This window comes from Dyella sp. OK584 (assembly GCF_057787755.1).
This window is the reverse complement of the sequence record NZ_CM173542.1, coordinates 238,651-263,708: the sequence shown is the minus strand read 5'-3', so window position 1 is coordinate 263,708 and position 25,058 is coordinate 238,651. Positions and strand designations below refer to the sequence as shown.

The following is a 25,058-nucleotide window of genomic DNA, read 5'->3' as shown; positions in this document are numbered from 1 at the left end:
GACCTGAAGCGTTTCCCATGCTTCGTGGCCTGCGACGCTGCCCGCCTCCGCGTTTTCCGTTAGATTTGACCGAATGAGCGCCCGCGTTCCCGGGCATCCGAAGCCAAAGGCCAATGAAACAACGTATGTCCCTCATGTCCCATCTGGCCGCACTCGAGGCCGAGAGCATCCATATCTTTCGCGAGACGGCCGCCGCTTTCGAGCGCCCGGTGATGCTCTATTCCATCGGCAAGGACTCCTCGGTCCTGCTGCATCTGCTGCGCAAGGCGTTCTATCCCGCCCGGCCACCGATGCCGCTGTTGCACGTGGACACCACCTGGAAATTCCGCGAAATGATTGGCTTCCGCGATCAGGTCGCAGCGGCCGGCGACGTCGAGGTGCTGGTGCACATCAATGAGGAAGGTGTGCGCCAGGGCATCTCGCCACTCACTCACGGCTCGGCCGTCCACACCGACGTCATGAAGACCGCAGCACTGAAGCAGGCGCTGGACAAGTACGGCTTCGACGCCGCCATTGGCGGTGCACGCCGTGACGAGGAGAAGTCGCGTGCCAAGGAGCGAGTGTTCTCTTTCCGTAACGCCCAGCATCGCTGGGACCCCAAGCACCAGCGCCCGGAGTTGTGGCACACCTACAACACACAGATCCACAAGGGCGAAAGTGTGCGGGTGTTCCCGCTGTCCAACTGGACCGAGATGGATGTGTGGCACTACATCCGCCGCGAGAACATCCCGGTGGTGCCGCTCTATTTCGCCAAGGCCAGGCCGGTAGTGGAGCGTGATGGCGCGCTGATCATGGTCGATGACGAACGCTTCACCCTGCGTGAGGGGGAGGCCGTGGAAATGCGCGAGGTGCGCTTCCGTACGCTGGGCTGCTATCCGCTGACCGGCGCGGTCGCTTCCGGCGCCGACACGCTGGACAAGATCATCGAGGAGATGGCGTCCTCGCGTAGCTCGGAGCGTCAAGGTCGCGTGATCGATCATGACGCCAGCGCGTCGATGGAGCGCAAGAAGCAGGAGGGTTACTTCTGATGGCGACGCTGGAGATCAACCCCGCCACCACGCAGGACGCCACCCGCCTGCTTCGTTTCATCACCTGTGGCAGCGTCGATGACGGCAAGAGCACCCTGCTTGGCCGCCTGCTCTATGACACCGGCATGGTGCCTGATGACCAGCTCGCCACGCTGGCCCGCGACAGCCGAAAGCTGCATGCCGAAGCCCCCGACACGCTGGACTTCTCCCTGCTTACCGATGGCCTCGATGCGGAGCGCCAGCAGGGCATCACCATTGACGTCGCGTATCGCTATTTCCACACGCCACGGCGCAGCTTCATCGTCGCCGATTGCCCGGGGCACGAGCAGTACACCCGCAACATGGCCACGGGCGCGTCCAACGCCGAGCTGGCCGTGGTGCTGGTGGATGCGCGCAAGGGACTTCTTCCGCAGACGCGGCGCCACACTTATATCTGCGCGCTGATGGGTATTCGCCAGGTGGTGCTGGCGGTCAACAAAATGGATCTGGTCGACTGCCGCGAGGACATCTACGCAGCCATCGCCCATGAGTACCGCGAGCTGGCGGCGCAGCTTGGTATTTCAACCGTGCACTGCCTGCCGGTAGTGGCGCCGGGCGGTGACAATGTGGGCCGCCCGTCCTCGCGAATGGCCTGGTACCAGGGGCCGTGCCTGCTGGAGCTGCTGGAGGCGGCCGATACCGCGGCCACCCAAGCCGAAGACTTCCGCATGCCGGTGCAATGGGTCAACCGTCCGGACGCATCGTTTCGTGGCTACGCCGGCACCGTATGCGGCGGCAGCATCTCGGTGGGCAGCGAAATCGTGGTGCAGCCGGCCATGCGCCGAGCCCGCATCGAGCGCATCGTCACGGCCGATGGCGACCTTCCGCGGGCTGCGGCAGGGCAGGCGGTCACACTGACGTTCGATCGTGAAATCGACGTGAGTCGTGGCGACGTGATCGCCGATGCGGCACGCCCCGCTCCGGTGGCGGACCAGTTCGCCGCGCATGTGTTGTGGATGGGTGACGAGCCGCTGCTGCCCAATCGCGCCTACTGGCTGAAGATCGGCTCGCACACCGTCAATGCGCGGATCACCTCGATCAAGCACAAGGTCGACGTCAATACACAGGCCGAGCTGGCCGCGCGCCGGCTGGAGCTCAACGAGGTCGGGTACTGCAATATCGATCTGGATCACGCCATCGCGTTCGAGTCCTATGCCAACAACCGCACGCTGGGTGGCTTCATCCTCATCGATCGCCAGACCAATGCCACGGTCGGCTGCGGCGTGCTGGACTTCGCCCTGCGTCGCGCCGCAAACGTTCACTGGCAGCACACCGACCTGGACAAGCACGCCCGCAGCGTGAGCAAGGGGCAGCAGTCGCGTTGCCTTTGGTTTACTGGCCTGTCGGGTGCGGGCAAGTCCACGGTGGCCAACCTAGTCGAGCGACGCCTTCATGCGCTCGGTTATCACACCTATATGCTGGATGGTGACAACCTGCGCCACGGCCTCAACAAAGACCTTGGCTTCACGCCCGAGGCGCGCGTGGAAAACGTGCGCCGCGTGGCCGAGGTGGCGCACCTGATGGCCGATGCGGGCCTGATCGTGCTGGTTTGCGTCATCTCGCCGTTCCAGAGTGAGCGCCGGTTCGCACGCGGTCTTTTCGACGAGGGTGAATTCCTCGAGGTGTTCGTCGACACCACGCTGGCGGAATGTGAGCGGCGCGATCCGAAGGGGCTTTATCGCAAGGCGCGTGCCGGCGAGATTCTCAACTTCACCGGCATCGACTCGCCCTACGAGGCGCCCGAACAGGCCGAGCTGCATCTGCTCACCGCGGGGCTGCGTCCCGAGCAACTGGCCGAGCAGGTGGTGGAGCAAATGCTCGCCGGCATGGGGCCGCATCAGTCGCACTGAGCGCGATCAGGTCGTCATCCAGGCCATCGCCGGATGACGACCGAAACGCAACGTTTGGTGCGCGACAATGCAAACAACGCGTGCTGCGCCGCACGACGCGCGGGTCGATACGCCAACGCACGGTGCAATGCGCTCGCTCGGCTTGGAATGTATCCATGCCCCCGGCGATAATGTTCCTTTCCCCAGAGCACCACTGCGATGACCGAGAAGACCGTACTCAACGACACCCACCGCGCGCTCGGTGCACGCATGGTCGATTTCGGTGGTTGGGACATGCCGATCAACTACGGCTCGCAGATCGAGGAACACCACGTAGTGCGCCGTGACGCCGGCATGTTCGACGTCTCGCACATGACTGTGGTCGACCTGCATGGCCCGCGCACCCGCGAGTTCCTCCGCCACCTGCTGGCCAACAGCGTCGACAAGCTCAAGGTGCAGGGCAAGGCGCTGTACTCGTGCATGCTCGACGAGCAGGGCGGCGTGATCGACGATTTGATCGTCTACTTCCTGGGCGAGGAGTTCTTCCGCCTGGTGGTGAATGCCGCCACCCGCGCCAAGGATCTCGCCTGGATCGAAACCCAGGCCAAGGCGTTCGGCGTGCAGGTAAAGGAGCGCCCGGAATTCGCCATGATCGCCGTGCAGGGCCCGAATGCTCGCACCAAGGTGATTGGGCTGCTGGCCGAAATCGACCACGAGCGCATCGGCAAGTTGGGCAAGTTCGCTGCCGCTGCCGCGCAGGGCCCGCATGGCATGCCGCTGTTCGTGGCGCGCACGGGTTACACCGGCGAGGATGGTTTCGAGATCATCGTGCCGCAGGAACACGCCGTTGCCCTGTGGCAGGCGCTGGTCTCCGCGGGTGTGGCGCCGGCGGGTCTTGGCGCCCGCGACACGCTGCGACTGGAAGCAGGCATGAACCTCTACGGTCAGGACATGGACGAAACCGTGTCGCCATGGGAGGCCAATCTTGGCTGGACCATCACACTCGACGAAGGCCGCGACTTCATCGGTCGCAAGGCGCTGGAAGCCCAGAAGGCTACTGGTGTGAAGCGCGTGATGGTTGGCCTGGTGCTGGACGACAAGGGCGTGCTGCGTCACGGCCAGCCGGTGCTCACCGCCAACGGTGCGGGCGAGATTCTCTCCGGCAGCTTTGCACCCACGCTCAATAAGGCGGTGGCCTTTGCACGCATTCCGGCTGGCGAGCCGGGCGATGTGCGGGTGGACATCCGCGGTCGCGAGGTGCCCGTTCGCGTGGTGAAGTACCCGTTCGTACGCGACGGAAAGCCCTGCGAAGGCATCTGACGTTTCTTAGAAAGCGTGGCCGCGTGCGGCCCGTGTTGCCAACCAGGTGAAGCGGCTAGAATTGGCGTTCCACCCATTACCCGACATCAACGACTGGATCCGATCATGAGCGAGATTCCCGGCGATCTGAAATTCCTCAAGTCCCACGAATGGGCTCGCGTCGAAGACGACGGCCTGGTGCGCGTGGGTATTTCCGACCATGCCCAAGGCCAGCTGGGCGACCTGGTGTACGTGGAACTGCCGGAGATCGGCGCCAGCGTGCAGGCCGGTCATGGCGTGGCGGTGGTCGAGTCGGTCAAGGCCGCCTCGGACATCTACAGCCCTGTGTCAGGCGAGATCGTGGCGGTCAACGAGGCCCTCAACGACAAGCCGGAAACCATCAACGAAGACGCCTTCGGCAACGGCTGGATCTTCCTGGTTCGCGCCAGCGACCGCGGCGAACTGGACGAGCTGCTCGACGCTGACGCCTACGCCGAACTGGTCGAAAGCGAAGACCACTAAGCCCTGCGTCAAACGCTTCACCCGACGCCGGCCGCCTCACGCGGCCGGCGTCTTTTTGAGTGCCGATGATCGATACATCGCCCTCGTCATCGACACGTCGGCAGTCAAATGCGGGCGACAAATTCGCCCCTGCAGATATCGACGTCCATGCCGATAGATGTCCATGACGCAGTCGAGGGAGGGTTGCAGCCAACCCGCGGTTTGGCTGTTCGAGGTCCTTCCATGCCGGGTAAGGCAGGGGATGGCGGCGTTTTGGCCGGCAGGTCCGAAAGATAATTTCAGTCGCCTTCCGTTCATCCAGGGAGGTGGATTCCGGGTGCGTCGGGCATGCGCAGAATGTGCTTGCAAGTGCCTGAAATAGTTACGTGGATGTAATGGCGCGATTTGTCTCAAAGGCCATGTTTTATGCGGTTTTATGCAAGTTTTGATTATCAGAAGGTATTTTTGATTGGCGGTATGGACGTCTGATTGAAAATGCATCGAGACCCCTTCGGGCCTTGTCCCGCGGGGGTTTGAACCCTCCTTTGGGCAGATGAAACGGATTGATTTCATGACTAAAATCAATTGACAGTTGAAATCTTCAGGAATAGCTTTCGCATCGGAACACGGAGAACGGGTGCCATGGCAACATCGAAATTCATCAAGCCTTATGTCGAGCATGGAGAAAAGGCCGGCGCAGTACGCAAGATCACGGTCTCGATCCCGCTGCACATTTTGAGGCCTCTGTCTGACGAACGCACCCGTCGTCAGGTGAACAATCTTCGGCACGCCACCAATAGCGATCTGCTTGTGGAGGCGTTCCTACATGCTTTTACTGGGCAACCACTGCCAACTGATGAGGAGCTGAGACGAACTATGGCCACTGCCAAGAAAGCCACTGCAAAGAAGCCGGCCGCCAAGAAGGCGGTCAAGAAGGCCGCCGTGAAGCGTGCGGTCAAGAAGGCCGTCGTGAAGCGTGCGGTCAAGAAGGCCGCCGTGAAGCGTGCGGTCAAGAAGGCCGTCGTGAAGGCCGCCGTGAAGCGCGCGGTCAAGAAGGCCGTCGCCAAGAAGGTTGCCAAGAAGGCCGTCGCGAAGAAGGCTGTCAAGAAAGCCGTTGCTAAGCGGGTCGTAAGGAAGGCTGCCGCCGCCAAAGTCGTGAAGGCGACCAAGGCTGCAAAGGCCCCCAAGGCCCCCAAGGCCAAGAAGTAAGCTTTACTCTTAAGCGTTGCTTTTAATAAGTTGCTTTTAATAACAAGCAAGAACGACTTCTCTCCCCGCGGTGCCCAGCGCGGGGGGAGTCCTTCGAAAGAGCGATTCGTCCCGGCCCATGCCGGGACGCTTCGTTTCTGGGGTACGAAAAATTCCTAGCCAGTCTCCGCGACGCGCCGATGAGTCTGCGCGGCTTTCGCCGGCGATGACGACGTCCATCCAGGTGTGGCGAAGCTACGCGCGATTTGCTGTAGTGCTGCATTACGGTTACCTTTCTTACATCCGCGCCGCGGCGAGCCTGGGGAGGCTTCCGCTCCTGGATTCACAGGGGGAAAAAGCGCGGGTATCTGATGCCACTCGGTGAGAGATCATGGATACCCGATACACAAGTCATGCGCGCTACCGTGCGCGCGGGGTCGTGAGACCCGCAGCCATTGCCATTGTTGCTGTCGTCGCTGTGCTCGCGGCCGCTTCATGGTTCCTCATTATCAAGCCTCACCAGGACATGCTTGAGGCTGACGCCGGCGGACATCCGTCGACGCCAGTAAAGGCTGGCCCTGAGGCACCGCCACCGCCGGCCAACGTGGCGGCGATGAGCATCAACCAGCTGTTGTCCGAGGCTCGCAAGGCCGTCAACGAGCAGCGCTTGCTGGCGCCCGCGGGCAACAACGCGTTCGAGTTCTATCTCAAGGTGCTGGAGAAGCAGCCGGGCAACCAGGTGGCGGCCGACGCGCTGCGCGAAACCTTCCCCGTGGGTGCGAGCGTTGCCGAACAGTCGATCAACCAGCGCGACTTCAATGACGCGCAGAGTCAGATCGACCTGCTGGCCAAGGCCGACCCGGCGAACTACACGCTGACCATCCTGCGCTCCAAGCTCGATGCCCAGCGCAAACTGCAGGATCGTGAGCAGCAGCTGGCGTCGGACAAGGAGAAACAGTCGCAGCTGGCCTCGCAGAAGGCTGTGTCGGACAAGGCAGAAGCCGACCGTTTGGCGACCGAGGCGCAGCAGAAGGCATTGGCCGATCAGCAGCAGAAGGCCGCTCAGGCGCGCCTGGCGCAGCAGCAGGCTGAGACCGCGCGTCAGCAATCGACAACATCGGGAGGCGGGTCAGCCGCCAGTGCGAGCGGGACCGGTGCCACGCATGGCGCCGTGCTGGTGCGCAACGTCAACCCGCGTTATCCGACCACGGCGGTGCGTGCCAACCAGGAAGGCTGGGTGGAAGTGACCTTCACCGTCACGCCCGAGGGCAATGTCGATGATGTGAAGGTGGTCGATGCAGAGCCGCGCCATGTGTTCGACCGCGCTGCCGTCGAAGCGGTGAGTCGCTGGAAGTATCAGCCGGCTACCCAGGATGGTTCGCCGGTGGCATCTCAGGACAAGCGTCGGATCGTGTTCAAGCTCAACTGATGGACGACGTGCCGCGCGGCCGCGCGGCACGTGCAAAGCAAAGAGGCGCTGCATGTCTCCATGCAGCGCCTCTTTGGTTTTGAAGCCTCGCGTTGCGAGTGATCAGCGCTTGGTTCCGTGGCTGTTGATAGCCGTCTTGGCCTTGTTGCGTGTCTTGCCTTTGACGGTAGTCGCGCTCTTGGCGGGTGGCGCATCGCTCTCGATGCCAGCCCAGTCCACGTGTGGCAGCCCGAGCAGGCTGTCGAGCACCATGGGCATCAGTCCCGCCGGCACGGGGCCGGCAGAGTTCCACATCGTCACCACGCCCATGTGGTACTTCGGAAGGAAGCCGATCATGGTGCGGTAACCCTCGACGGCGCCGGCGTGGAAGATCAGGGTCTCGCCGCCATACTCGAACACTCGCCAACCCAACGCGTAAGAAGCGTCGGCGACACGCGCACGCCGCCATGGCGTGGAACGCAGCTCGACCGGTGTGGACACTTCGGGTGTGTGCAGCATGGCCAGCAGTTGCGCCGGCAACACATCGGGCCGGCCACCCATCTGCGCGATGAGCCACTGCTCCATGTCGCGCAGGCTGGCGTTGACGCCCGCGGCGGGAGCTACGCGGTAGTAGGCTTCCTTGGGTTCGAACGGGATCCAGCCGCTGCCGCTGGCGCGATGCGGGCGTGCCCAACTCTTGCTCTCCTCCAGGCCTTCACGTCCGTAGCTGGCGGTCTTCATGCCCAGCGGGAAGAAGATGCGCTTGTCGACCTGGTGGCTGAAGAAATCGCCGGTCTGCGCATAGATCACATCGCCGATCAGGCTGAAGGCGATGTTCTGGTAGCCGTAGCACTGGCCCACGTCGCAGGTGAGGCTCACTTCGTCGAGCTTGCGCGCCAGTTCCTCGTAGGGAATGTTTTCCTCGAGCATGTTGTCGTAGGTGTTCTTCGGCAGCCCAAGACGTTGGCCGAGGATGTCGCGCACTGTGGCTTGCTCCGCGGCGCTGTCGCTCTTGAGCCTGAAGAACGGCAGCACGGAGACAAGTTTGGTGTCCCAGGTCAGCTTGCCGTCGTTCACCAGCACGCCGGTCAGCGCCGTGGCAAAAGCTTTGGAGAGCGACGCCAGGCGGAACACGGTTTCCGGCGTGATCGGCTCGCGCGTGCTGGCATTGGCGTAGCCGATGGTGTCCTCGAACACGACCTTGTCGTCCAGAACCACCGCCGTGGCCAGACCCGCCACCTCGTTGCGCTGATCCAGTCGATCCAGCCATTGCTGGTAGGAGGTCAGTGTTTCCTTGACGCGATCAGACGGCAGCGGTTGGGCCGGTGTGCTGGCGGCGGGGCCGGCGGGCGGAGTGGCGGCGAAGGCGGCAAGCGGTGCGCCGGACAGTCCCAGCGCTACGGCGATCACCAGAGAAATCGTGCGAAACGTCATACTGCTTGGATGCGTTGGCGGCGCCTGGTCGGCACCGATGGAACAGAGTCAGCTCCGGGCGGAGCCGGGCCAGGTGGTTGCGAGCCGGATCCTTCCATGACACCACGCGAGATTAGCGCAGGCCGTCCTGAAAGTCCCCTTGTCCTGCAGGGCACTATGACAGCGCGGGACCGTCCAAAGTTTCGTTCAGGATCAAGGCGCTGGCACGCTCGGCAATCATGATGACGGGCGCGTTGGTGTTGCCGGTGGGAAGGCTCGGCATCACCGATGCGTCCACCACGCGCAGGCCTTCCACGCCGCGTACACGCAGTTCACTGTCCAGAGGCGCGCCTGCGTCGTTACCCATGCGGCAAGTTCCCACGGGGTGATAGATCGTTTCGGCTTTGCGGCGGATGAAATCCGTGTATTCCGCATCGGTGCTCAATGCGCGCTCGGGAAAGACCGGCGCCCCGCGATACGCGGCAAACGCCGTCTGCGAGAGGATCTCGCGCGAAAGCCGCGCGCCTTCGATCATGCGCTGCAGGTCATGCCCCTCGGCATCGGCGAGATAGTTGGCATGGATGGCGATGGATTGTGCCGGGTCGGCCGAGCGCAGTTTCAGATGCCCGCGACTGTGTGGATGCAGGTAGCACGCGTGCACCGTATAGCCATACCCCGGCAAGCGATGGCGGCCGTGATCGTCCAGCAGCGCAGGCACGAAGTGGAACTGCAAGTCGCAACGCTCGTCCGTGGCCAGCCGGCTGCGCACGAAGCCGCCTGCCTCGGCGACGTTGGAGCTGCCGGGTCCATCGCGGTGACGCAGGAAACGCCGGCCTGCGGCGAGCTCGTTGAGATGGTCATAGGTGACCTTCTGCGTGCTGCCGTCGAGCGTGCAGATGTCCAGATGATCCTGCAGGTTGGCACCTACTTCGGGCAGGTCGGCGTGCACCAAGATGCCGTGTTCGCGCAGATGATCGGCGGGACCGACGCCCGAGAGCATCAGCAATTGCGGTGTATTGATCGCGCCGCCGGCAAGGATCACTTCGCCGGCTTCCAGCGTGGCATCGCTGCCCTGCAATTGCACGCCCACGGCGCGACCGTTGCGGATGACCACACGCGCGACGGCGGCCCTGGTGCGCACCTCCAGGTTAGCCCGCTGTCGCGCGGGTTGCAGGTAGGCCACGGCGGTGGAGCAGCGCGCGCCCTGGCGCTGGGTTACCTGGTACAGGCCGAAACCGTCGTGGTGCGCTCCGTTGAAATCATCGTTGAGCGGATGACCTGCACTCGCCGCCGCCTCGACGAAAACCGCCGACAGCTCGTTGTGATATCGCAGGTCACTCACACTCAACGGACCACCCACGCCGTGCAGCGCGCTGGCGCCACGGCTGTTGTCCTCACTGCGAATAAACCAGGGCAGCACCTGCGCCCATGACCAGCGCGCATCGCCGGTGGCGCGCGCCCAACTGTCGTAGTCGCCGGGCACGCCGCGCACGTAGCACATGGCATTGATCGAACTGGAGCCGCCCAGAGTTTTGCCGCGTGGCCACCATAAGGTTCGGTTGAGCAGTTGAGGCTCCGGCTCGGTGCGGTAGTTCCAGTTGAGATGGCGGATGTTGGCCAGCCGCGCAATACCCGCTGGCATGTGGATCAGCGGATTCCAGTCGCTGGGCCCGGCCTCGAGTAACAGCACGCGCCTGTTGGGTTGCGCGCTGAGTCGGTTGGCGAGGACGCAGCCGGCCGAACCGGCGCCAACAATGATGGTGTCGTAGCTCACTCGCGTTCGCCCCTGTCCATGACCGTCATGACCGTCATGCTAGTCTGTTCGAAGCCCATGCTGGAAATACCAGTGAACGTCTCCCGACCCGTCACAGCGAACGCAGGCCTCGCCTCGATCCTGTCGGCAGCGGCTTTCTTCTTCGTGATGATGGCCTATTACATCATTCGACCTGTGCGCGACCAGCTCGGTGGTGCTACCGGATCGACTGCTTTACCGCTTATCTATTCCGCCGTGCTTATTGGCGTGTTGCTGGCAACGCTGGCGTTCAGTGCACTTGTATCGCGGTATTCACGCAAGCGCCTATTGAGCTGGAGCTACAGCTTTTTTGCGCTGTGTCTGTTGGCATTCGTACCGCTGTTCGCTGCCCAGGATCGTATCGGTGCCCGCAATCTGGGCATTGCTTTCTATGTTTGGGTCAGCGTGTTCAACCTGTTCGTGGTGTCGCTGTTCTGGAGCGTCATGGCGGACATCTTTGACAGCGAGAGGGCACGTCGTCTATTCCCGATGATTGCCCTTGGCGGAGCGTTCGGCACCATCGTCGGGTCGCAGATGACCAAGGACCTCGTCGGGATGATTGGCATCCCATCACTGTTGGTACTTTCGGCTACGGCGTTGCTGATCGCGCTGGGGCTTCTGCTGTTTCTTTCCGCGCGGGCTGATAACACCGGGGCGGGCGCGCGACCTGAAGAAGTCATTGGTGGTTCGGTATGGGCCGGTGTCAAGGAACTGTGGACGCGCCCTTTTCTGCGCTACATGGCAGTTCTGATGATCCTGGGGGACGGGATCGGCACGCTGGCCTACGCGTTGATGGCGGACTACACCAAGCTGCATTACCCCGATGCAGTGGCGCGGGTGCGGTTTTTTAGCGATATGGACAAGTACACCAACATCCTTGTCGCAGCGCTGCAATTGACAGCAACGCGCTGGCTGCTGATACGACGTGGCTCGACCTGGGCGTTGGTGATCCCCGCACTGGTGAATCTGGTCTTGCTGTTGGCTGTGACCATGTTCGGAGTGGGGCCGTTCGGACTCGGTGCGAGCGTCCCGCTGTTGGCGGTGATGATGATTAGCTCTCGCGGCTTCGCCTATGGCATGACCAAACCTGCGGTGGACGCGCTGTACACCCGCGTGCCACGCGAGACGCGCTACAAAGGCAAGAATTTTGTGGAGACGGCCATCTGGCGTTTCGGCGACGTACTAGTCACCAGCGGCGTCAGCTTGCTGGGCAAGCTGGGTGTGGTTGCTAGCGGCATGGCGGCAATCGGTGCCGGCATTTCCGTGGTGGCCACCTGGGTGGCGGCGCATGCCGGCCGCTCGCCGGACCTGCTGCCGGAGCAGCAGGCCGTGACGGCGGACACAGCTCGCACAAAGGCGGCCGAGGCCTGAATCAGCTGGTGATGTACCGCTGCAGCTGTTCGATCTGCTCGGCCTGGGCGTCGATCACTTCCTTGACCAGGTCACCGATCGAGATGACGCCGACCACGCGCTCGTCAGTGACCACCGGCAAGTGGCGGATGCGGCTGTCGGTGCACAGGCGCATGCAGTCGAACACATCGGTGTCCGGTCCTACGGTGAGTGGTGGGCTACTCATGATTTCCGAGACCGCGGTCTGCGCCGAAGAGCGGCCCTGCAGGATCACCTTGCGAGCGTAGTCACGCTCGGAAACGATGCCTACGAGTCGTTCGCCGCGCATCACCAGCAGCGCGCCAACGCGGCGCTCTGCCATGTGCTTGATCGCTTCGAGTACGGGCGCGTCCGGTGCGATGCTGAAGATGTCGGTGCCCTTGCTTTCCAGCAAATGCTTGACCTGGCGCATGCTTTGACCTCCCACGCGGCCGCGGATGAGCCGCAGGCGACCAGTTTAGCGCCGCGGCGGCGGCGTGATGTTGGGGGGATGTGAAGCAGACAACGAGGATGAGCGTGTCCTGCCTACCAGCGCCCATCTCCGGGCCGCGCGTGCGGGAGCCGCTCTTCTTCGATGAAGTAAAGCGGTCGCTGCTTGCTCTCGGCATAACTGCGGCCGAGGTACTCACCGATGACACCCAGCGCCAGCAATTGCACGCCGCCCAGAAACAGGATCGCCACCATCAGCGACGGATAGCCATGCACCGGATCGCCGAACAGTGCCGCCTTGCCGAACACCCACAGCCCGTACAGGAACGCCAGCAGCGACGACAGGATGCCAATCCAGGTGGCCAGCCGCAGCGGTGCGGTGGAGAACGAGGTGATGCCTTCGATGGCCAGGTTCAGCAGGCGCCAGTAGTTCCACTTGGTGCGGCCGGCCTGGCGTGGTTCGCGCAGGTAGTACACGGCGGTTTGCCGGTAGCCGATCCAGGCGAACAGACCTTTCATGAAACGCTGGCGCTCTCGCAGCTGGCGTAGCGCGTCCAGTGCGCGTCGCGACAGCAGTCGAAAGTCACCGGTATCGCGTGGCACGGTGGTGTCCGACAGGCGCTCCATGCCGCGGTAGAACATGGCGGCGGTGAGACGCTTGAAGACGGTCTCGCCGGCGCGCGCGGTACGCGTGGCGTAGACCACATCGAAGCCTGCGCGCCATTGCTCCACCAGGGAGGGAATCAGTTCGGGCGGGTCCTGCAGGTCGGCGTCGATCACCACGGCCGCATCGGCGTCGACATGGTCGAGCCCGGCCGTCAAGGCAGCCTCCTTGCCGAAATTGCGCGAAAGCTTCAGGGCACCGATACGCGGGTCACGCGCGGCCAGGTCTTCAATGAGCCGCCAGGTGTCGTCGCTGCTGCCGTCGTCGATGTACAGCACGCCGCAGTCCAGCGGCAGCTCGTCGAGCACGCGACGGAGCCTGGCGTGAAACGTTTCCAGCACGGCCGCTTCGTTATACGCGGGCACGACGACGGTTAGGCGTGACATGAGCGGCGCGGATAATCCCCTGGAAGTAGCCGCATGCTAGTGCACCCGCCCACCAACGGGCGAGCATCACCTTCGACGCGTCTCTCGCGGCGGCCGGTTGCTCTGCAGATAGCCAGGGCCGCCCAATTGGGCCATCTGTTGCTGGATCCAGTTGGCACGGCCCTGCACATAGGCCGTGGGGCGATCGGCATGGAAACGCCGAGGGCTGGGCAGCACCGCCGCCAGCCGCGCCGCCTGCGCCGGGCCAAGCCGCGACGGCGGCCCATGGAAGAACGCATCACTGGCGGCGCCCACGCCGTAGATGCCATCGCCCAGCTCGGCGATGTTCATGTACACCTCAAGGATGCGCTGCTTGGGCCAGGTCAGTTCGATCAGCACGGTGAAGTACGCTTCCAGCCCCTTGCGCACAAAGCTGCGCCCGTTCCACAGGAACAGGTTCTTGGCGGTCTGCTGGCTGATCGTGCTGGCGCCACGCAGACGCCGGCCTTCGTCGGCAGCGTCCACGGCGTCCTGGATGGAGTCGAAGTCGAAGCCGTGATGAAAGGGAAACTTCTGGTCCTCGCCCGCCACCATCGCCATTGGCACATAAGGCGACACCTGGTTCCACGGCACCCAGCGGTGCTGCAGCCGGAAACCTTTCTCGCCACGCAGTAGCGCGCCGGTCTGGCGCTCCATCATCACCGCCGAGGTCCAGGGCGGCACGAAACGCAGCATCAGCACGAGTAGCCAGCTCAGGGCCAGCCACGACACCAATAGCAGGGCAAACAGGCGGAGCAGGCGGGCGAACAGCGGGCGTCGAGAGGTCATGGCGGCGCGTAGACGGAGTTGGCGGCAGTATAAGAGCCTGCCCACCCGCCGCGCCGGCGGTCGTTGAGCCCCGGCCAGGGCGCCCCCACTTAGGGGAATTGCTCTTGAGAGGTCTCGCGCTGTGGAAACCGTGCTTGTCGAAGATGTGTTGCACCGATTCATGCTTGAACGCGCCGGCGTGCGAGGCGTGCTGGTCCGCCTGGGGCCGGCCTGGCGCGAAGTTTCGGGCCGCTCGGCGTACCCGGGGTTGTTGCGTTCGGTGCTGGGCCAGACCCTGGCCGCCAGCGCACTGTTGACCGGCAACATCAAGCTGGAAGGTTCGCTTTCGGTGGAATTGAAGAGCGGCGGGCCGCTGCGCCTGCTGTTTGGCGAATGCACCGACCAGGGCCGCCTGCGTGGCCTGGCGCGCTGGACCGACCCGCTGCCCGAAACGTTGGATCTGGCTGCGCTACCCAATGCCATCATGGCCATCACCATCGGTCACGCCGAGCGAGGCCAGCGTTACCAGGGCCTGGTCGATCTGCAGCATCCAGATGTGGCGTCCGCGCTGGAGAACTACTTCAGCCAGTCCGAGCAGCTGCCGGCGCGCATCGTGCTGGCGGCGGACGGCGAGCATGCGGTAGGCCTGATGCTGCAGAAAATGCCTGACGAGGGCGGCTTCGATGCGGCACAGGACGAGGATGCATGGACGCGCATCCAGCACCTCACCGCGACGCTTGGCCAGCAGGAGCTGCTTTCCACTTCACCTGAGCAGCTGCTCTATCGCCTGTATCACGAAGAGTCGGTACGGCTGTTTGAGCCTCGTCCGCTGGCGTTCGGCTGCAGTTGCACGCGCGAACGCGTGGAATCCGTGTTGCGCTCGCTTGGGCGTGACGAAGTGGAGGCCGCGCTGGAAGCTCGCGAAGGTGAAATCGAGGTGATCTGCGAGTTCTGTGCGCAACGCTACACATTCGACCGCGTCGACGCCGAGCATCTGCTCAGTGCCAGCCCGGGTGCGAGCGCGCCGACCACGGCGCAGTAAGCCATCGCATGCGGCCCGCTTAGTGCGGGCCGCATCGTTTCAGGGCAGCGCGAAGTTGTGCTCGCGCTGCAGCCATACCTCGGCCATCTTCGGCGTCGCAAACAGGAAGCCCTGGCCGTAGCGGCAGCCGATGCGCAGCAGGGCCTGACGCTGCTCCTCGTCTTCGATACCTTCGGCAATTACCTGCATTTGCAGCGAGTTGGCCAGCGCCTGGATCGCTCGCACCACCGCAGTGCCGTGCCCACCTTCCCGCGGCAGCTCCACGATGAAGGAGCGGTCAATTTTCAGTGTCTCGATCGGGTACTGATGCAGGTAACTCAATGACGAGTAGCCCGTGCCGAAATCGTCCAGCGCGATGCTCACACCGTGCGAGCGCAGGTTGTCGAGCATGCGCTTGACCTGCATGGCGTTCTCCAGCAGCGCGCGTTCCGTCACCTCGATGCGCAGGCAGCGTGGTGGCAGGTGATGGGCCTGGAGCAGGTCGAGCAGACGGCGGTCCAGGTCGGTGGAGCGGAAGTGCCGGCCCGAGACATTGATGCTGACGAAGCCCTCATTGCCTGCCAGTGCCTCGGCCTGCGCGCAGACCTGGTCGAAGATCTGCCAGTCGATGCTTTCCGAGCAGCCGCTTTCCTCCGCCACTGCCAGGAAATCCGCTGGCGTGAGCAGGCCGCGGTCGGGATGGCGCCAGCGCAACAGCGCCTCGTAACCCACGGTGCGACCGCTCTGCAACGCCACGATGGGTTGGTAGAACGGCACAAATTCGTTGCGACTCAGCGCGCGGCGCAGATCGCCTTCCATCTCCAGCAATGACAGCGCCTCGCGGCGCAGGCGATCGTCGAATACGGCGGCACGATGGCGGCCCTCATCTTTCGCGCGATACATCGCCGCATCGGCGTCCCGCAGCAACTCTTCCGGCCGCTGGTAATGCGGGCTAGGCAAGGCGATGCCGATGGAGGCCGAGGTGAAGATCTCCTTGGCGCCGAGACGGAAGGGAGTCTGCAGTTCGTCGATGATCCGTTCGGCAATCAGCAGCGCCATCTTCGGATCAGTGATGCCTTCGGCCAGCACAGCGAACTCGTCACCGCCCAGGCGCGCCACCACGTCACGCGTCTTGAGGCACGCACGGATGCGGCCGCCCACCTGGAACAGGAGATCATCACCGACAAGATGGCCCACCGAATCGTTGATGACCTTGAAACGGTCAAGGTCGATGAACAGCACGGCGAACAGTTCCTGCGTGTCGCTGTGATAGCGCTGCAGCGCCTGCTCCAGACGCTGCAGCAGCAGCGTGCGATTGGGCAGGCCGGTGAGCGAGTCGTGCAGGGTTTCGTACTTGAGGCGACGCTCCACGCGCTCACGCTCGGCGATCTGCTCGCGCAGGTCACGGTTGGCCAACGCCAATGCACGGGTACGCTCGGTGACACGGCGCTCCAGGCTTGCATAAGCCTGCTTCAAAGATTCGGTGGTGTGCTTGCGTTGCAGGGCGTTGGCCACGTGGTAGCCGACGAAGGTCAACAGCTCCTGATCGCGCACGTCGTAGGTGTGCTCGGGCGAATAGCTCTGCACCGCCAGCACGCCCATGGCGCGATCACCCCAGATCAGCGGCACGCCAAGCCAGCACACCGAGCGCGAACCACGATGCGTGATCTCACCTTCGCGCGTCAGACGATCCAGCTCATCCGGGTCGGCCAGCAACGGTTTGCCATGGCGCAACACGTACTCCGTGACGCCACGACCGTGCGCGCGTGGCAGCCGCACGGTGTCGAACTCGTCAACGGAGTAGGGGAAGCTGAGGGTCTTCTGTTCTTCGTCCAGCAGCGCGATGTAGAAATTGCGTGCATACAACAGGCCGCCGATCACGCGATGCACCGCGGCGTAGAAGTTATCCAGGCTTTCGGAGGCGTTGGCCAGCTCGGCGATGCGAAACAGTGCCGCTTGTAGCCGCTCGCCGCGCTGGCGCTGCAGCACCTGCTGGCGCAGCACACGATTGGCCTCGCGCAGCGCGGCGGTGCGGCTGGACACGCGCCGTTCCAGTTCCTCATGCGCCTCGCGTCGCTCCAGCGCGGTCTGTACGTGCTTGGCCACGTAACTGAGCAGTTCGCGGTCGTGCTGGGTGTAGTGAGTGTCCTCGCGATAGCTCTGCATCACGATGCCGCCCACGACGCGGCCTTCGCGCAACAGGGGCACGCCGAGCCAGTGCTCACACACCGGACCCAGCAGCACGAAGCGCCCCTTGAACTGCTCTGTCAGCTCAGCCACCGAGCCCATGATGGCCTGGCCGCACTGCAGCAGGTTCCAGGTAAGGCTGTGGCGCATCTCCTGCAGCGGCACCGCCGCGTCGGGCGAGGGCGGATCCTTGTCCATGGTGTCGACGTAGTACGGAAAGCGCACCGCATCGGTCGCCGGGTCGTACAGCGCGATATAGAAATTTTCCGCGTACATCAGGCTGCCGAGAATGGCGTGCAGCGAGTGCATCATCTCGGTCATGTTGTGTTCGGCGCCGGCCTGGTCGGCGATGGCGTAGAGCGCGCGCTGCAACCGTTCGGCCAGCGCCAGCCGTGAGATCGCCTCGTACAGCCGCGAGGTTTCGGCCAGTTGCCGAAGTCGTGACGCCGCGAGGCGGCCCAGCCACGCCAGATGATCCTTCAGCGATTCAGAGGCGGCGTCGGTCGGCAAGTCCAGAATGAGCGAGCGAAGCCCCTGCGGATCCTCGGCCAGCTCCAGCTGCAGGTAGTTCTCACGGACCTGCTCCGGGTCGCCCAGCAGACGCCAGTGGAGGCGCCCACGAACTCCCAGCTCGACAAGCATTGCCTCGCAGATCTCCAGCACGCTGGCAGCATCTGCCGCGCGGAACAGACGCTCCACGGTGGCATGCATGGCGGCAACGTTGCCGTCTGCTGGCCACGGTGTTGGCGTTTTGCTGGAGGGGACCGAAGTCATCAGTCGCAGGCGGATCCGTGCGTTGTCGACAGAGGCGACTATATATCGCCTCCATTCAGCTTTGTCGCCGGCCGATTGATTTGAGGGAACCGATGGCCCCCTGTGCATGTCAAAAAAACGTGATTTCGCGAATCCGGACGCGCATCACAAAGGCAGAATCTGGGTGTTAGCAAAAAGTAAAATGTGATATCTTTAAGCCAAGATCGTCTCTGGGAGGGGGCGACTTCCTACCCGTCCACCGGTATCGCGGGAGTTTTCGCGTAGATGCGTCGTTTACTGTTGTCATTGCCATTGCTGTTCATGCCGTTTGTTGCGGCAGGGCAGTCTGCGGCCAATGACCCGTACGATGCAGCGGGTAATCGCTTGCTTGCACAGACGCAGGATCAGGTCGGCACCGGTTCATCGGTGGCGCTGTGGCGCGGTGCAAATGGCCGATGGCTGGCACTGCAGGCCAACAGCGATACGCTGACTGCCGCGCAGCGCGCCGATGCGCCCTTGCAGTTCCGCGCGCTGGACGCTGCCACGGTGCAGTCCACCGACTTCCAGTACGGGCTTGGCCCGAATCTGCAGGCGCATGTCGGCGTCAGCGAACATAACTGGGCGAACAACCAGGCGCCGCGGGTGATCGGCAGTGAAGTGGGCGCCACGTACAGTGCAGGGCGCTACAGCCTGGGGCTGAGTGTGGGTGCCGACAACGTGCCGGGCAACGTGAATCTGCCGCGTCTTTTGCCTGGCGTCCTGCCGGGTGTGAATGGCCTGTCCGGTTTCGACGGCAGCACGCAGGTCAACGCGCGGGGTCGGTTGGCACTGGATGGCAAGAGCGGCATTGATCTCGGTGCCAGCGTGGGCCGGGTGCGCTTGTTGCCGGGCAATCTGCTTGGCGTCAATACGCTCGATCAGAAGGCTGTGAGCTTTGGCGTGGACCGTGGCCCGCTCAGTGGCAGTATCGTCGGTCGCACCATGCAGCCCGAGGCCGGCGTTCCTGGCTACAACCCGGATCGCCGCTGGAGCAGCATCGATCTGGGCGTCACCTGGCGCCTGCCGTGGCAGGGCCAGTTGAGCATCGGCGCGCAGAACCTCTGGTCGTCCGGCAACAGCGTGAATACACCGACCGGCCCCGAACCGGACCAGTCCCGCACGCCGTATGTGCAGTACCACCAGGATCTCTGATTCGCGCAGCCCTTCCGGGGGCGCAGACAGCAAAACGCCGGGTCAATCCCGGCGTTTTTCGTTGGTGCCGGCAGATCTTCAGTCCTGCCGGCGAATGCGCAGATCACCGCTGAACGTTTCAATGCTCATTTTGCCGTTACCCGCGCCCGCCGTGGCTTGCAGTTCGCTACCCGGCCCGTGCTCCACTTTCTTCACGGTGCCGAAATCGCTGCGCAGGTCACCGCTGAAAGTGTTGGCGTGAATCGTGGCGGAGAGATTGGCGGGAAGCTGCACCTGCACGTCGCCGCTCATGCTGTCGACATCGAAGTTGCCGTTGGGTGCAAGGCCGCCGGCCAGCTGAACGTCGCCGGAGACGGTGCTGAGGCTGAGCTTGCGCCACGGTCCGCCGCTCACATGGATGCGTCCGGACACGGTCTGCAGTTCGGCGTCGCCGCCCACGTTGGGGGCGAGGATGTCGCCGCTCACCGTTTGCAGCGATACCTTGTCGGCACTGCCGGCCAGCTCGATGCTGCCGCTGACGCTTTCCACATCGATAGTCGGCGCGCGCGCGTTCACGCGCGCCTTGCCGCTGACGGTGTTCGCCTTGATCTTGCCGCCCTCGATGCCATCGATGCTGAGCGGTGCGCTCACCACATCGACATCCAGCGAGGCACCCTTGGGTACGCGAATGTCCAGCGTGGTGGAGCCCATCGAGTTTTCGTTGTTCCAGTTGAACCAGCCGGACTTGCCCTGCGATTCCACCTTGATCGTCATGTCGCTGTTGCTGCCCTCGATGGCCAACGGCTTGGCGCCATCGCCGAGGTGGCCGCCGACCTGTACCTGATTGCGATCCCAGGCGGTGATCGTGACCGCGCCCTTCACGTTGCTGATGTTGACGCGCACGTTGGGAGCGGCATCGTGACTGAGATTGATGGGCGTATCGGCCAGTGCCTGGCCGATCGACAGGCTGAGCAGGAGTGGAATGATGCGTGCGGTTTTCATGATGAAGGCTCCGCTGGACTCAACCAGCCTGGTGTTCCATCTGTCGCAATTGCGACTGTTGCTTTTGCGTGCGATATAGCAGTCGTTGCAGTGCTGGTGAGTCGGGGGACTGTTCCATGGCCTGGCGCAGTTCCATGTTGGCGGCGTCGAGTTCCACGGCGGCACCGGCCAGGCGCGGATCGGAGGGACGCCAGCGGCCGGCATCCGGTGCGACTACCACCGTGGCCGTGGCGACCGGGCGCTCGCGCAGGTGCACCGCGAGGCTGCCGGCGAACAGCGAGAGGCCGGCGAAACTCGCCGCGATCAGCCACTCACGATGGCCACGCGAATGACGCCGCACGACTGGGGTGGTTTCTTCGCTGGCGGCATCGAGCGCAGTGTCGAGCTCGGGCCACAGGTCGCGGCGTGGTGAGATCGGTTCGCGCAGGGCGCGGGTCTGGCGTAGCCATTCAAATTCGTTCATGAGCGTTCTCCCAATACTTTCCGCAGTAGCCCGCGCGCGCGATGCAACTGCGCTTTGGACGAGCCCACTGCCATACCAAGCTCGGCACCGATTTCTTCGTGCCGCCAGCCTTCGATGTCGTGCAATACAAATACCGCGCGCGCCCTGGGGGGCAGCTTGCCAATGGCGCGTTCCAGTTCTTCGCGTTCGGCGGCGCAGAAGGGCGTTTCGCCGCGATCCGGGATGTTGTCCTCGTCCATCATGCTGACTGGATCGGCACCGCGCGCCCTGATGTCCATCAGCGCGACGTTCACCGCCAGCCGGTACAGCCAGGTACCGAACGCGCTTTCGCCGCGGAATCCGGCGAGTTTCTGCCAGGCGCGCACGAATGCGTCCTGCGTGAGGTCTTCGGCACGGGCGTGGTCGTAGCCGGCGAGGCGATAAACCGCACCGTAGACGCGATCTATATGCAGCCGATACAGCCGATGAAACGCTTGCCGATCACCCGCGGCCGCGGCGCGCACGTCGTCCGTGTCGGTCGGATCCGCGGCGGGCGCAGGTGGCATCGAGTTTCCGGTGGCGGGGCAGGCGGCATTCATCTTGCCAGCTTGGATGCGCCCGCGCGTGGCAAGGTTTAGAAAAGGGTGTTGCAAGACGCTTCACCGACCGCTCGCTGCGGTCGGTGAAGCGCAGTGGATCAGGAAGCGATGGCGGCGTGCTGTGCTACCGCGGCATCGTCCAGCGCCTTGGCAACGCGTTGTTGCTCGGCGTGCAGCTGCTGGGGCAGGCGCGCACCGAAGCTCTGCAGGTACTCGCCGATGGCGGCCAGCTCGGTGGTCCAGCTGGCGTGGTCGACATCCAGCAACGCATCGATCGTGGCGCGATGGAGGCCGAGATCATCAAGCTTCAACTCACCTTCGGCGGGCAGCGTGCCGATCGGCGTCTCGTTGCCGCGGGCGCGGCCTTCGACGCGGTCGATCATCCATTCCAGTACGCGCAGGTTGTCGCCAAAGCCCGGCCACAGGAAGCTGCCGTCATCGCCCTTGCGGAACCAGTTGACGTGGAAGATCTTCGGCAGCTTCGCGTTGGTCTGGTCGAACGACAGCCAGTGACGGAAGTAGTCGCCGTAGTGGTAACCGGTGAACGGTTTCATCGCCATGGAGTCGCGGCGCATCACGCCCACGGCGCCGGTGGCGGCGGCGGTGGTTTCCGAACCCATCGCGGCGCCAATCAGCACGCCGTGCGTCCAGTTCCGCGCCTCGAATACCAGCGGCACCAGCGAAGGGCGGCGACCGCCGAACACGATGGCGCTGATCGGCACGCCCTGCGCGTCCTCAGCATGCGGCGACCAGGTCGGGCACTGCTTTGCGCTGACGGTGAAGCGCGAGTTCGGATGGGCAGCCGGGCCATTGGCCGGGTCGTAAGGGCGGCCCTGCCAGTCGGTGACAGGTGTGCCCGGCAGACCTTCCCACCAGGGTTGGTTGTCGGCGGTGACGGCGACGTTGGTGAAGATGGTGTCACGCGCGATGCTGGCAAGTGCGTTCGGGTTGGTCGATGTGCTGGTACCGGGTGCCACGCCGAAGAAGCCGGCTTCCGGGTTGATGGCGTATAGACGTCCATCCGCCCCTGGGCGCATCCAGCAAATATCGTCGCCCACGGTCCACACCTTCCAGCCGTCGCGCTGATAGCCCTTCGGTGGAATCAGCATGGCCAGGTTGGTCTTGCCGCAGGCGGAGGGGAACGCAGCAGCGACGTAGTGCGTTTCGCCCTTCGGGTTTTCGATGCCGACGATCAGCATGTGCTCGGCCAGCCAGCCTTCGGACTTGGCCTGCCAGCTTGCGATGCGCAGCGCATGGCACTTCTTGCCCAGCAGCGCGTTGCCGCCGTAGCCGGAGCCGTACGACTTGATGGTCAGCTCCTCGGGGAAATGCATGATGAAGCGGCGTTCCGGGTCCAGCTCGCCGGTGGAGTGCAGGCCCTTCACGAAGGTGCCCTCGCGCTCGATGCGCGCCTGTGCGGCGGCGCCCATGCGAGTCATGGTGCGCATGTTCGCCACCACATATGGGCTGTCGGTGATCTCGATGCCGCAGCGGGCCAGCGGCGAGTCGATCGGGCCCATGCAATAAGGGATCACGTACATGGTGCGGCCTTCCATGCAGCCATCGAACAGCGCGTCCATCTTGGCGTGCGCCTCGGCCGGGGCCATCCAATGGTTGTTCGGGCCGGCGTCTTCCTGGTCGTCGGTGCAGACGAAGGTGAGGTGTTCGACGCGGGCCACGTCAGAGGAGTTCGAGCGGTGCAGGTAGCAGCCCGGATGGGTCTGCTGGTTGAGCTCGATCAGGTCGCCGGTCTGCAGCATCTGCTGCACCAGCTGCTGGTATTCGGCATCCGTGCCATCGCACCAGTGGATCTGCGCAGGGCGGGTCAGGACCGCCACTTCGTCAACCCAGCGCTGCAGCGCTTCCAGCTTGCTCGACATCACGTTCCTCACTCTGGTCTTAGTGCAAAAAAGAACAGAAACGGTAGTTTGCGTGTAGTGGCATTGCAAGGCGGAGTGCAGCATTGCGCCTACATGATGGTAGGTAAACCGTAGGTCTGGCCTAGGGTTAGCACCGATTTCGCCGACACCCCGGCTCAGCTCTCAATGGTCAAAAAAACGACAGCGCCGATAGTCGGCGCTGTTCGATAGGGTCAGCTTGGCAAGGCCGGTGTGCAGGAATGCTCAGGCCGGCGTGAGTGTCCTGATCATGTGCTCGACATAGGCGTCGAACTCGTCGTGGCTGATGCGCGGCAAGCCCAGCGTGAAGTTGAGCTGCAGGAAGCCCACATAAGCAGCGTAGGTGAGGCGCGCGCGATTGAGCGCCTCTTCTGCCGGCAGGCCGGCTTCGCGGTAGATGTTGGTGAGGAATTCCAGACGCCGTTGCGAGACGCGGGCCATCACTGGCACTACCTGCGGATGGTCCAGCGCCTTGAGCAAGGCGGCGTAGACGCGGTGTGGGGCAAGCTCGTGCGCCACGCGGCGGAACAGTTCCGGCAAACGGGCGCGCGGATCGGGCATGGATTCGATCTGCGCGATGACCTCGCGCTCACCGTACTGCTCCCACCGTTCCAGGGCCGCCTGCAGCAGCGCTTCGCGGGTACGGAAATGCCAGTAGAAACTGCCCTTGGTGACGCCGAGCTGGCGTGCCAGAGCCTCCACGGCCAGGGCGCCGACGCCTTGCTCGGCGATCAGCCTGAGGGCGGCGTCTTCCCAATCCTCGGCGGAAAGGCGGGTGCGTTCGGGTTTGGCGCTTGCATTCATACCCGTATGGTAGCCCCAGTCGGCGGGTTTGTAATTGGCGCGGTGGCAAGTCGTTGAATCGGCGGGCTGGATGCGGCAGCGCATATTGACGTGGCCGTTTGCCGCGATCCATACTCACGCGTATGGTATCCACATCCCCGATTGAAAAGACCATCGCCCGCGTTACAGCCGCCGATGGTTTGGAGCTTGCGGTCGAGGTGCGTCATCCGTCAGGCGCCCCGACACTGCTGTTTGCCCACGGCTTCGGCCAGACCCGCGGCGCCTGGCGCGGCACGGCTGCGGCGCTGGCGGCACAGGGCTATCGCTGCGTCACGTTCGACAGCCGAGGTCATGGCGAAAGCGATCGCGTGCCCGGCGGCGATTACCACATGGAACAGTTCGTCGGTGATCTGCGCCTGCTGGCTCACGCCGAGCTGCGCAAGCCGATCCTGGTGGGTGCTTCGATGGGCGGGCTGCTGGCGCTGGTGATTGCCGGCGAGATCGACCCGGAGGCGTTCCGTGCCCTGGTGTTGGTGGACATCACGCCACGCTGGGAGACCCGCGGTGTCGAACGCATCCTGGCCTTCATGCAGGCGCATCCGGATGGCTTTGCCAGCTACGAGGAAGCGGGCGAGGAGATTGCCGCCTATCTGCCCCACCGCGCGGAGCGCAAGACCGAAGACCAGCTGCGTCCGCTACTGCGCGAAGGCGATGATGGCCGCTTGCGCTGGCACTGGGATCCCGCGCTGCTCGGTGGTGTGGTCACCGAGAGCGAACGCTACCAGCCGCGCCTGATGGCCGCCGCCGCCAAGGTGCAAGTGCCGGTGCTGCTGCTCTCGGGCGGCCGCAGCGACGTGGTGTCGCGCGATACCGTCAACGAATTCCTGCAACTGGTGCCGCATGCCGAACATGTGGAATTGCCGCGTGCCACACACATGGTGGCCGGCGACGCCAACGACGCATTCACCCGCGAAATCGCACGATTCGTAGACAAGATTTCCAGTGCCGACCGCAGCGATGCGGTCGCCGTATGAACGTAAGACCAGTCGTCA

General features: G+C 63.8%; 21 protein-coding genes. 10 read left to right on the top strand and 11 right to left on the bottom strand.

The features are described from left to right. The first annotated feature begins 134 nt into the window (after window positions 1-134). From cysD to AC3CBN_RS01090, 6 genes are all read left to right on the top strand, one after another. The gene (gene cysD, locus AC3CBN_RS01115) at window positions 135-1,028 is read left to right on the top strand and encodes a sulfate adenylyltransferase subunit CysD (protein ID WP_488636635.1); all 894 of its coding nucleotides are present in this window, start codon (window positions 135-137) and stop codon (window positions 1,026-1,028) included. After that, window positions 1,028-2,917 (top strand): adenylyl-sulfate kinase, encoded by a 1,890-nt coding sequence (gene cysC / locus AC3CBN_RS01110; protein WP_488634994.1) that lies wholly within the window; start codon window positions 1,028-1,030, stop codon window positions 2,915-2,917. The genes cysD and cysC overlap by 1 nt, the downstream gene beginning before the upstream one ends. 198 nt (window positions 2,918-3,115) lie before the next feature. Beyond that, window positions 3,116-4,216 carry a glycine cleavage system aminomethyltransferase GcvT gene (gene gcvT, locus AC3CBN_RS01105; RefSeq protein ID WP_488634993.1) on the top strand — a complete coding sequence of 367 codons (1,101 nt, stop codon included), beginning with the start codon at window positions 3,116-3,118 and terminating at the stop codon, window positions 4,214-4,216. A 105-nt stretch (window positions 4,217-4,321) separates the two neighbouring features. Then, entirely contained in the window at window positions 4,322-4,717 is a 396-nt protein-coding gene (gene gcvH / locus AC3CBN_RS01100) for a glycine cleavage system protein GcvH (protein ID WP_488634992.1), read from the top strand. A 621-nt stretch (window positions 4,718-5,338) separates the two neighbouring features. Continuing rightward, window positions 5,339-5,905 carry a met regulon transcriptional regulator MetJ gene (gene metJ / locus AC3CBN_RS01095; protein WP_488634991.1) on the top strand — a complete coding sequence of 189 codons (567 nt, stop codon included), beginning with the start codon at window positions 5,339-5,341 and terminating at the stop codon, window positions 5,903-5,905. Between the two features lie 370 nt (window positions 5,906-6,275). Further along, window positions 6,276-7,313 carry an energy transducer TonB gene (locus AC3CBN_RS01090; RefSeq protein WP_488634990.1) on the top strand — a complete coding sequence of 346 codons (1,038 nt, stop codon included), beginning with the start codon at window positions 6,276-6,278 and terminating at the stop codon, window positions 7,311-7,313. A 102-nt stretch (window positions 7,314-7,415) separates the two neighbouring features. On the opposite strand, the gene AC3CBN_RS01085 is transcribed toward AC3CBN_RS01090, so the two are convergent. Both AC3CBN_RS01085 and AC3CBN_RS01080 read right to left on the bottom strand, forming a co-directional pair. Next, the gene (locus tag AC3CBN_RS01085) at window positions 7,416-8,726 is read right to left on the bottom strand and encodes a serine hydrolase domain-containing protein (protein ID WP_488634989.1); all 1,311 of its coding nucleotides are present in this window, start codon (window positions 8,724-8,726) and stop codon (window positions 7,416-7,418) included. Window positions 8,727-8,880: 154 nt separating this feature from the next. Then, a complete protein-coding gene (locus AC3CBN_RS01080; RefSeq protein WP_488634988.1) occupies window positions 8,881-10,479 on the bottom strand; it encodes a GMC family oxidoreductase in 1,599 nt (532 codons plus the stop codon). Window positions 10,480-10,497: 18 nt separating this feature from the next. On the opposite strand from AC3CBN_RS01080, the gene AC3CBN_RS01075 reads away from it, so the two are divergent. Further along, the gene (locus tag AC3CBN_RS01075) at window positions 10,498-11,868 is read left to right on the top strand and encodes an NTP/NDP exchange transporter (RefSeq protein ID WP_488634987.1); all 1,371 of its coding nucleotides are present in this window, start codon (window positions 10,498-10,500) and stop codon (window positions 11,866-11,868) included. 1 nt (window position 11,869) lies between these two features. Here the strand turns inward: AC3CBN_RS01075 and AC3CBN_RS01070 are convergent, their stop codons facing one another. The 3 genes from AC3CBN_RS01070 to mtgA form a co-directional block, all read right to left on the bottom strand. Next, window positions 11,870-12,298: a CBS domain-containing protein gene (locus tag AC3CBN_RS01070; protein ID WP_488634986.1), complete on the bottom strand. Its 429-nt coding sequence runs from the start codon at window positions 12,296-12,298 to the stop codon at window positions 11,870-11,872. 113 nt (window positions 12,299-12,411) lie between these two features. Beyond that, window positions 12,412-13,365, bottom strand: coding sequence for a glycosyltransferase family 2 protein (locus AC3CBN_RS01065; protein WP_488634985.1), 954 nt, complete (start codon window positions 13,363-13,365; stop codon window positions 12,412-12,414). Between the two features lie 66 nt (window positions 13,366-13,431). Beyond that, a complete protein-coding gene (mtgA, locus tag AC3CBN_RS01060; protein WP_488634984.1) occupies window positions 13,432-14,172 on the bottom strand; it encodes a monofunctional biosynthetic peptidoglycan transglycosylase in 741 nt (246 codons plus the stop codon). 160 nt (window positions 14,173-14,332) lie between these two features. Here mtgA and hslO point away from each other — a divergent pair, with 160 nt between their 5' ends. Next, window positions 14,333-15,193, top strand: coding sequence for an Hsp33 family molecular chaperone HslO (gene hslO / locus AC3CBN_RS01055; RefSeq protein ID WP_488634983.1), 861 nt, complete (start codon window positions 14,333-14,335; stop codon window positions 15,191-15,193). A 39-nt stretch (window positions 15,194-15,232) separates the two neighbouring features. On the opposite strand, the gene AC3CBN_RS01050 is transcribed toward hslO, so the two are convergent. Beyond that, window positions 15,233-18,133 (bottom strand): bifunctional diguanylate cyclase/phosphodiesterase, encoded by a 2,901-nt coding sequence (locus AC3CBN_RS01050; RefSeq protein ID WP_488634982.1) that lies wholly within the window; start codon window positions 18,131-18,133, stop codon window positions 15,233-15,235. Window positions 18,134-18,397: 264 nt separating this feature from the next. Here AC3CBN_RS01050 and AC3CBN_RS01045 point away from each other — a divergent pair, with 264 nt between their 5' ends. Then, on the top strand, window positions 18,398-19,303 hold the full coding sequence (locus AC3CBN_RS01045; protein ID WP_488634981.1) for a hypothetical protein: 906 nt from the start codon (window positions 18,398-18,400) through the stop codon (window positions 19,301-19,303). Between the two features lie 78 nt (window positions 19,304-19,381). Here AC3CBN_RS01045 and AC3CBN_RS01040 read toward each other — a convergent pair whose 3' ends face one another. The 5 genes from AC3CBN_RS01040 to AC3CBN_RS01020 form a co-directional block, all read right to left on the bottom strand. Continuing rightward, entirely contained in the window at window positions 19,382-20,284 is a 903-nt protein-coding gene (locus AC3CBN_RS01040; protein WP_488634980.1) for a DUF4097 family beta strand repeat-containing protein, read from the bottom strand. A gap of 19 nt (window positions 20,285-20,303) precedes the next feature. Next, window positions 20,304-20,747 carry a hypothetical protein gene (locus tag AC3CBN_RS01035; protein WP_488634979.1) on the bottom strand — a complete coding sequence of 148 codons (444 nt, stop codon included), beginning with the start codon at window positions 20,745-20,747 and terminating at the stop codon, window positions 20,304-20,306. Beyond that, complete coding sequence (locus AC3CBN_RS01030; RefSeq protein WP_488634978.1) at window positions 20,744-21,292, bottom strand: RNA polymerase sigma factor; 549 nt, start codon at window positions 21,290-21,292, stop codon at window positions 20,744-20,746. Before AC3CBN_RS01030 ends, AC3CBN_RS01035 begins: the two co-directional genes overlap by 4 nt. A gap of 131 nt (window positions 21,293-21,423) precedes the next feature. Continuing rightward, entirely contained in the window at window positions 21,424-23,205 is a 1,782-nt protein-coding gene (locus AC3CBN_RS01025) for a phosphoenolpyruvate carboxykinase (GTP) (RefSeq protein ID WP_488634977.1), read from the bottom strand. Between the two features lie 243 nt (window positions 23,206-23,448). Then, window positions 23,449-24,027, bottom strand: coding sequence for a TetR/AcrR family transcriptional regulator (locus tag AC3CBN_RS01020; protein WP_488634976.1), 579 nt, complete (start codon window positions 24,025-24,027; stop codon window positions 23,449-23,451). 122 nt (window positions 24,028-24,149) lie between these two features. Between AC3CBN_RS01020 and AC3CBN_RS01015 the strand changes: the two genes are divergently transcribed. Next, window positions 24,150-25,040 carry an alpha/beta fold hydrolase gene (locus AC3CBN_RS01015; protein WP_488634975.1) on the top strand — a complete coding sequence of 297 codons (891 nt, stop codon included), beginning with the start codon at window positions 24,150-24,152 and terminating at the stop codon, window positions 25,038-25,040. Window positions 25,041-25,058: the final 18 nt, after the last annotated feature.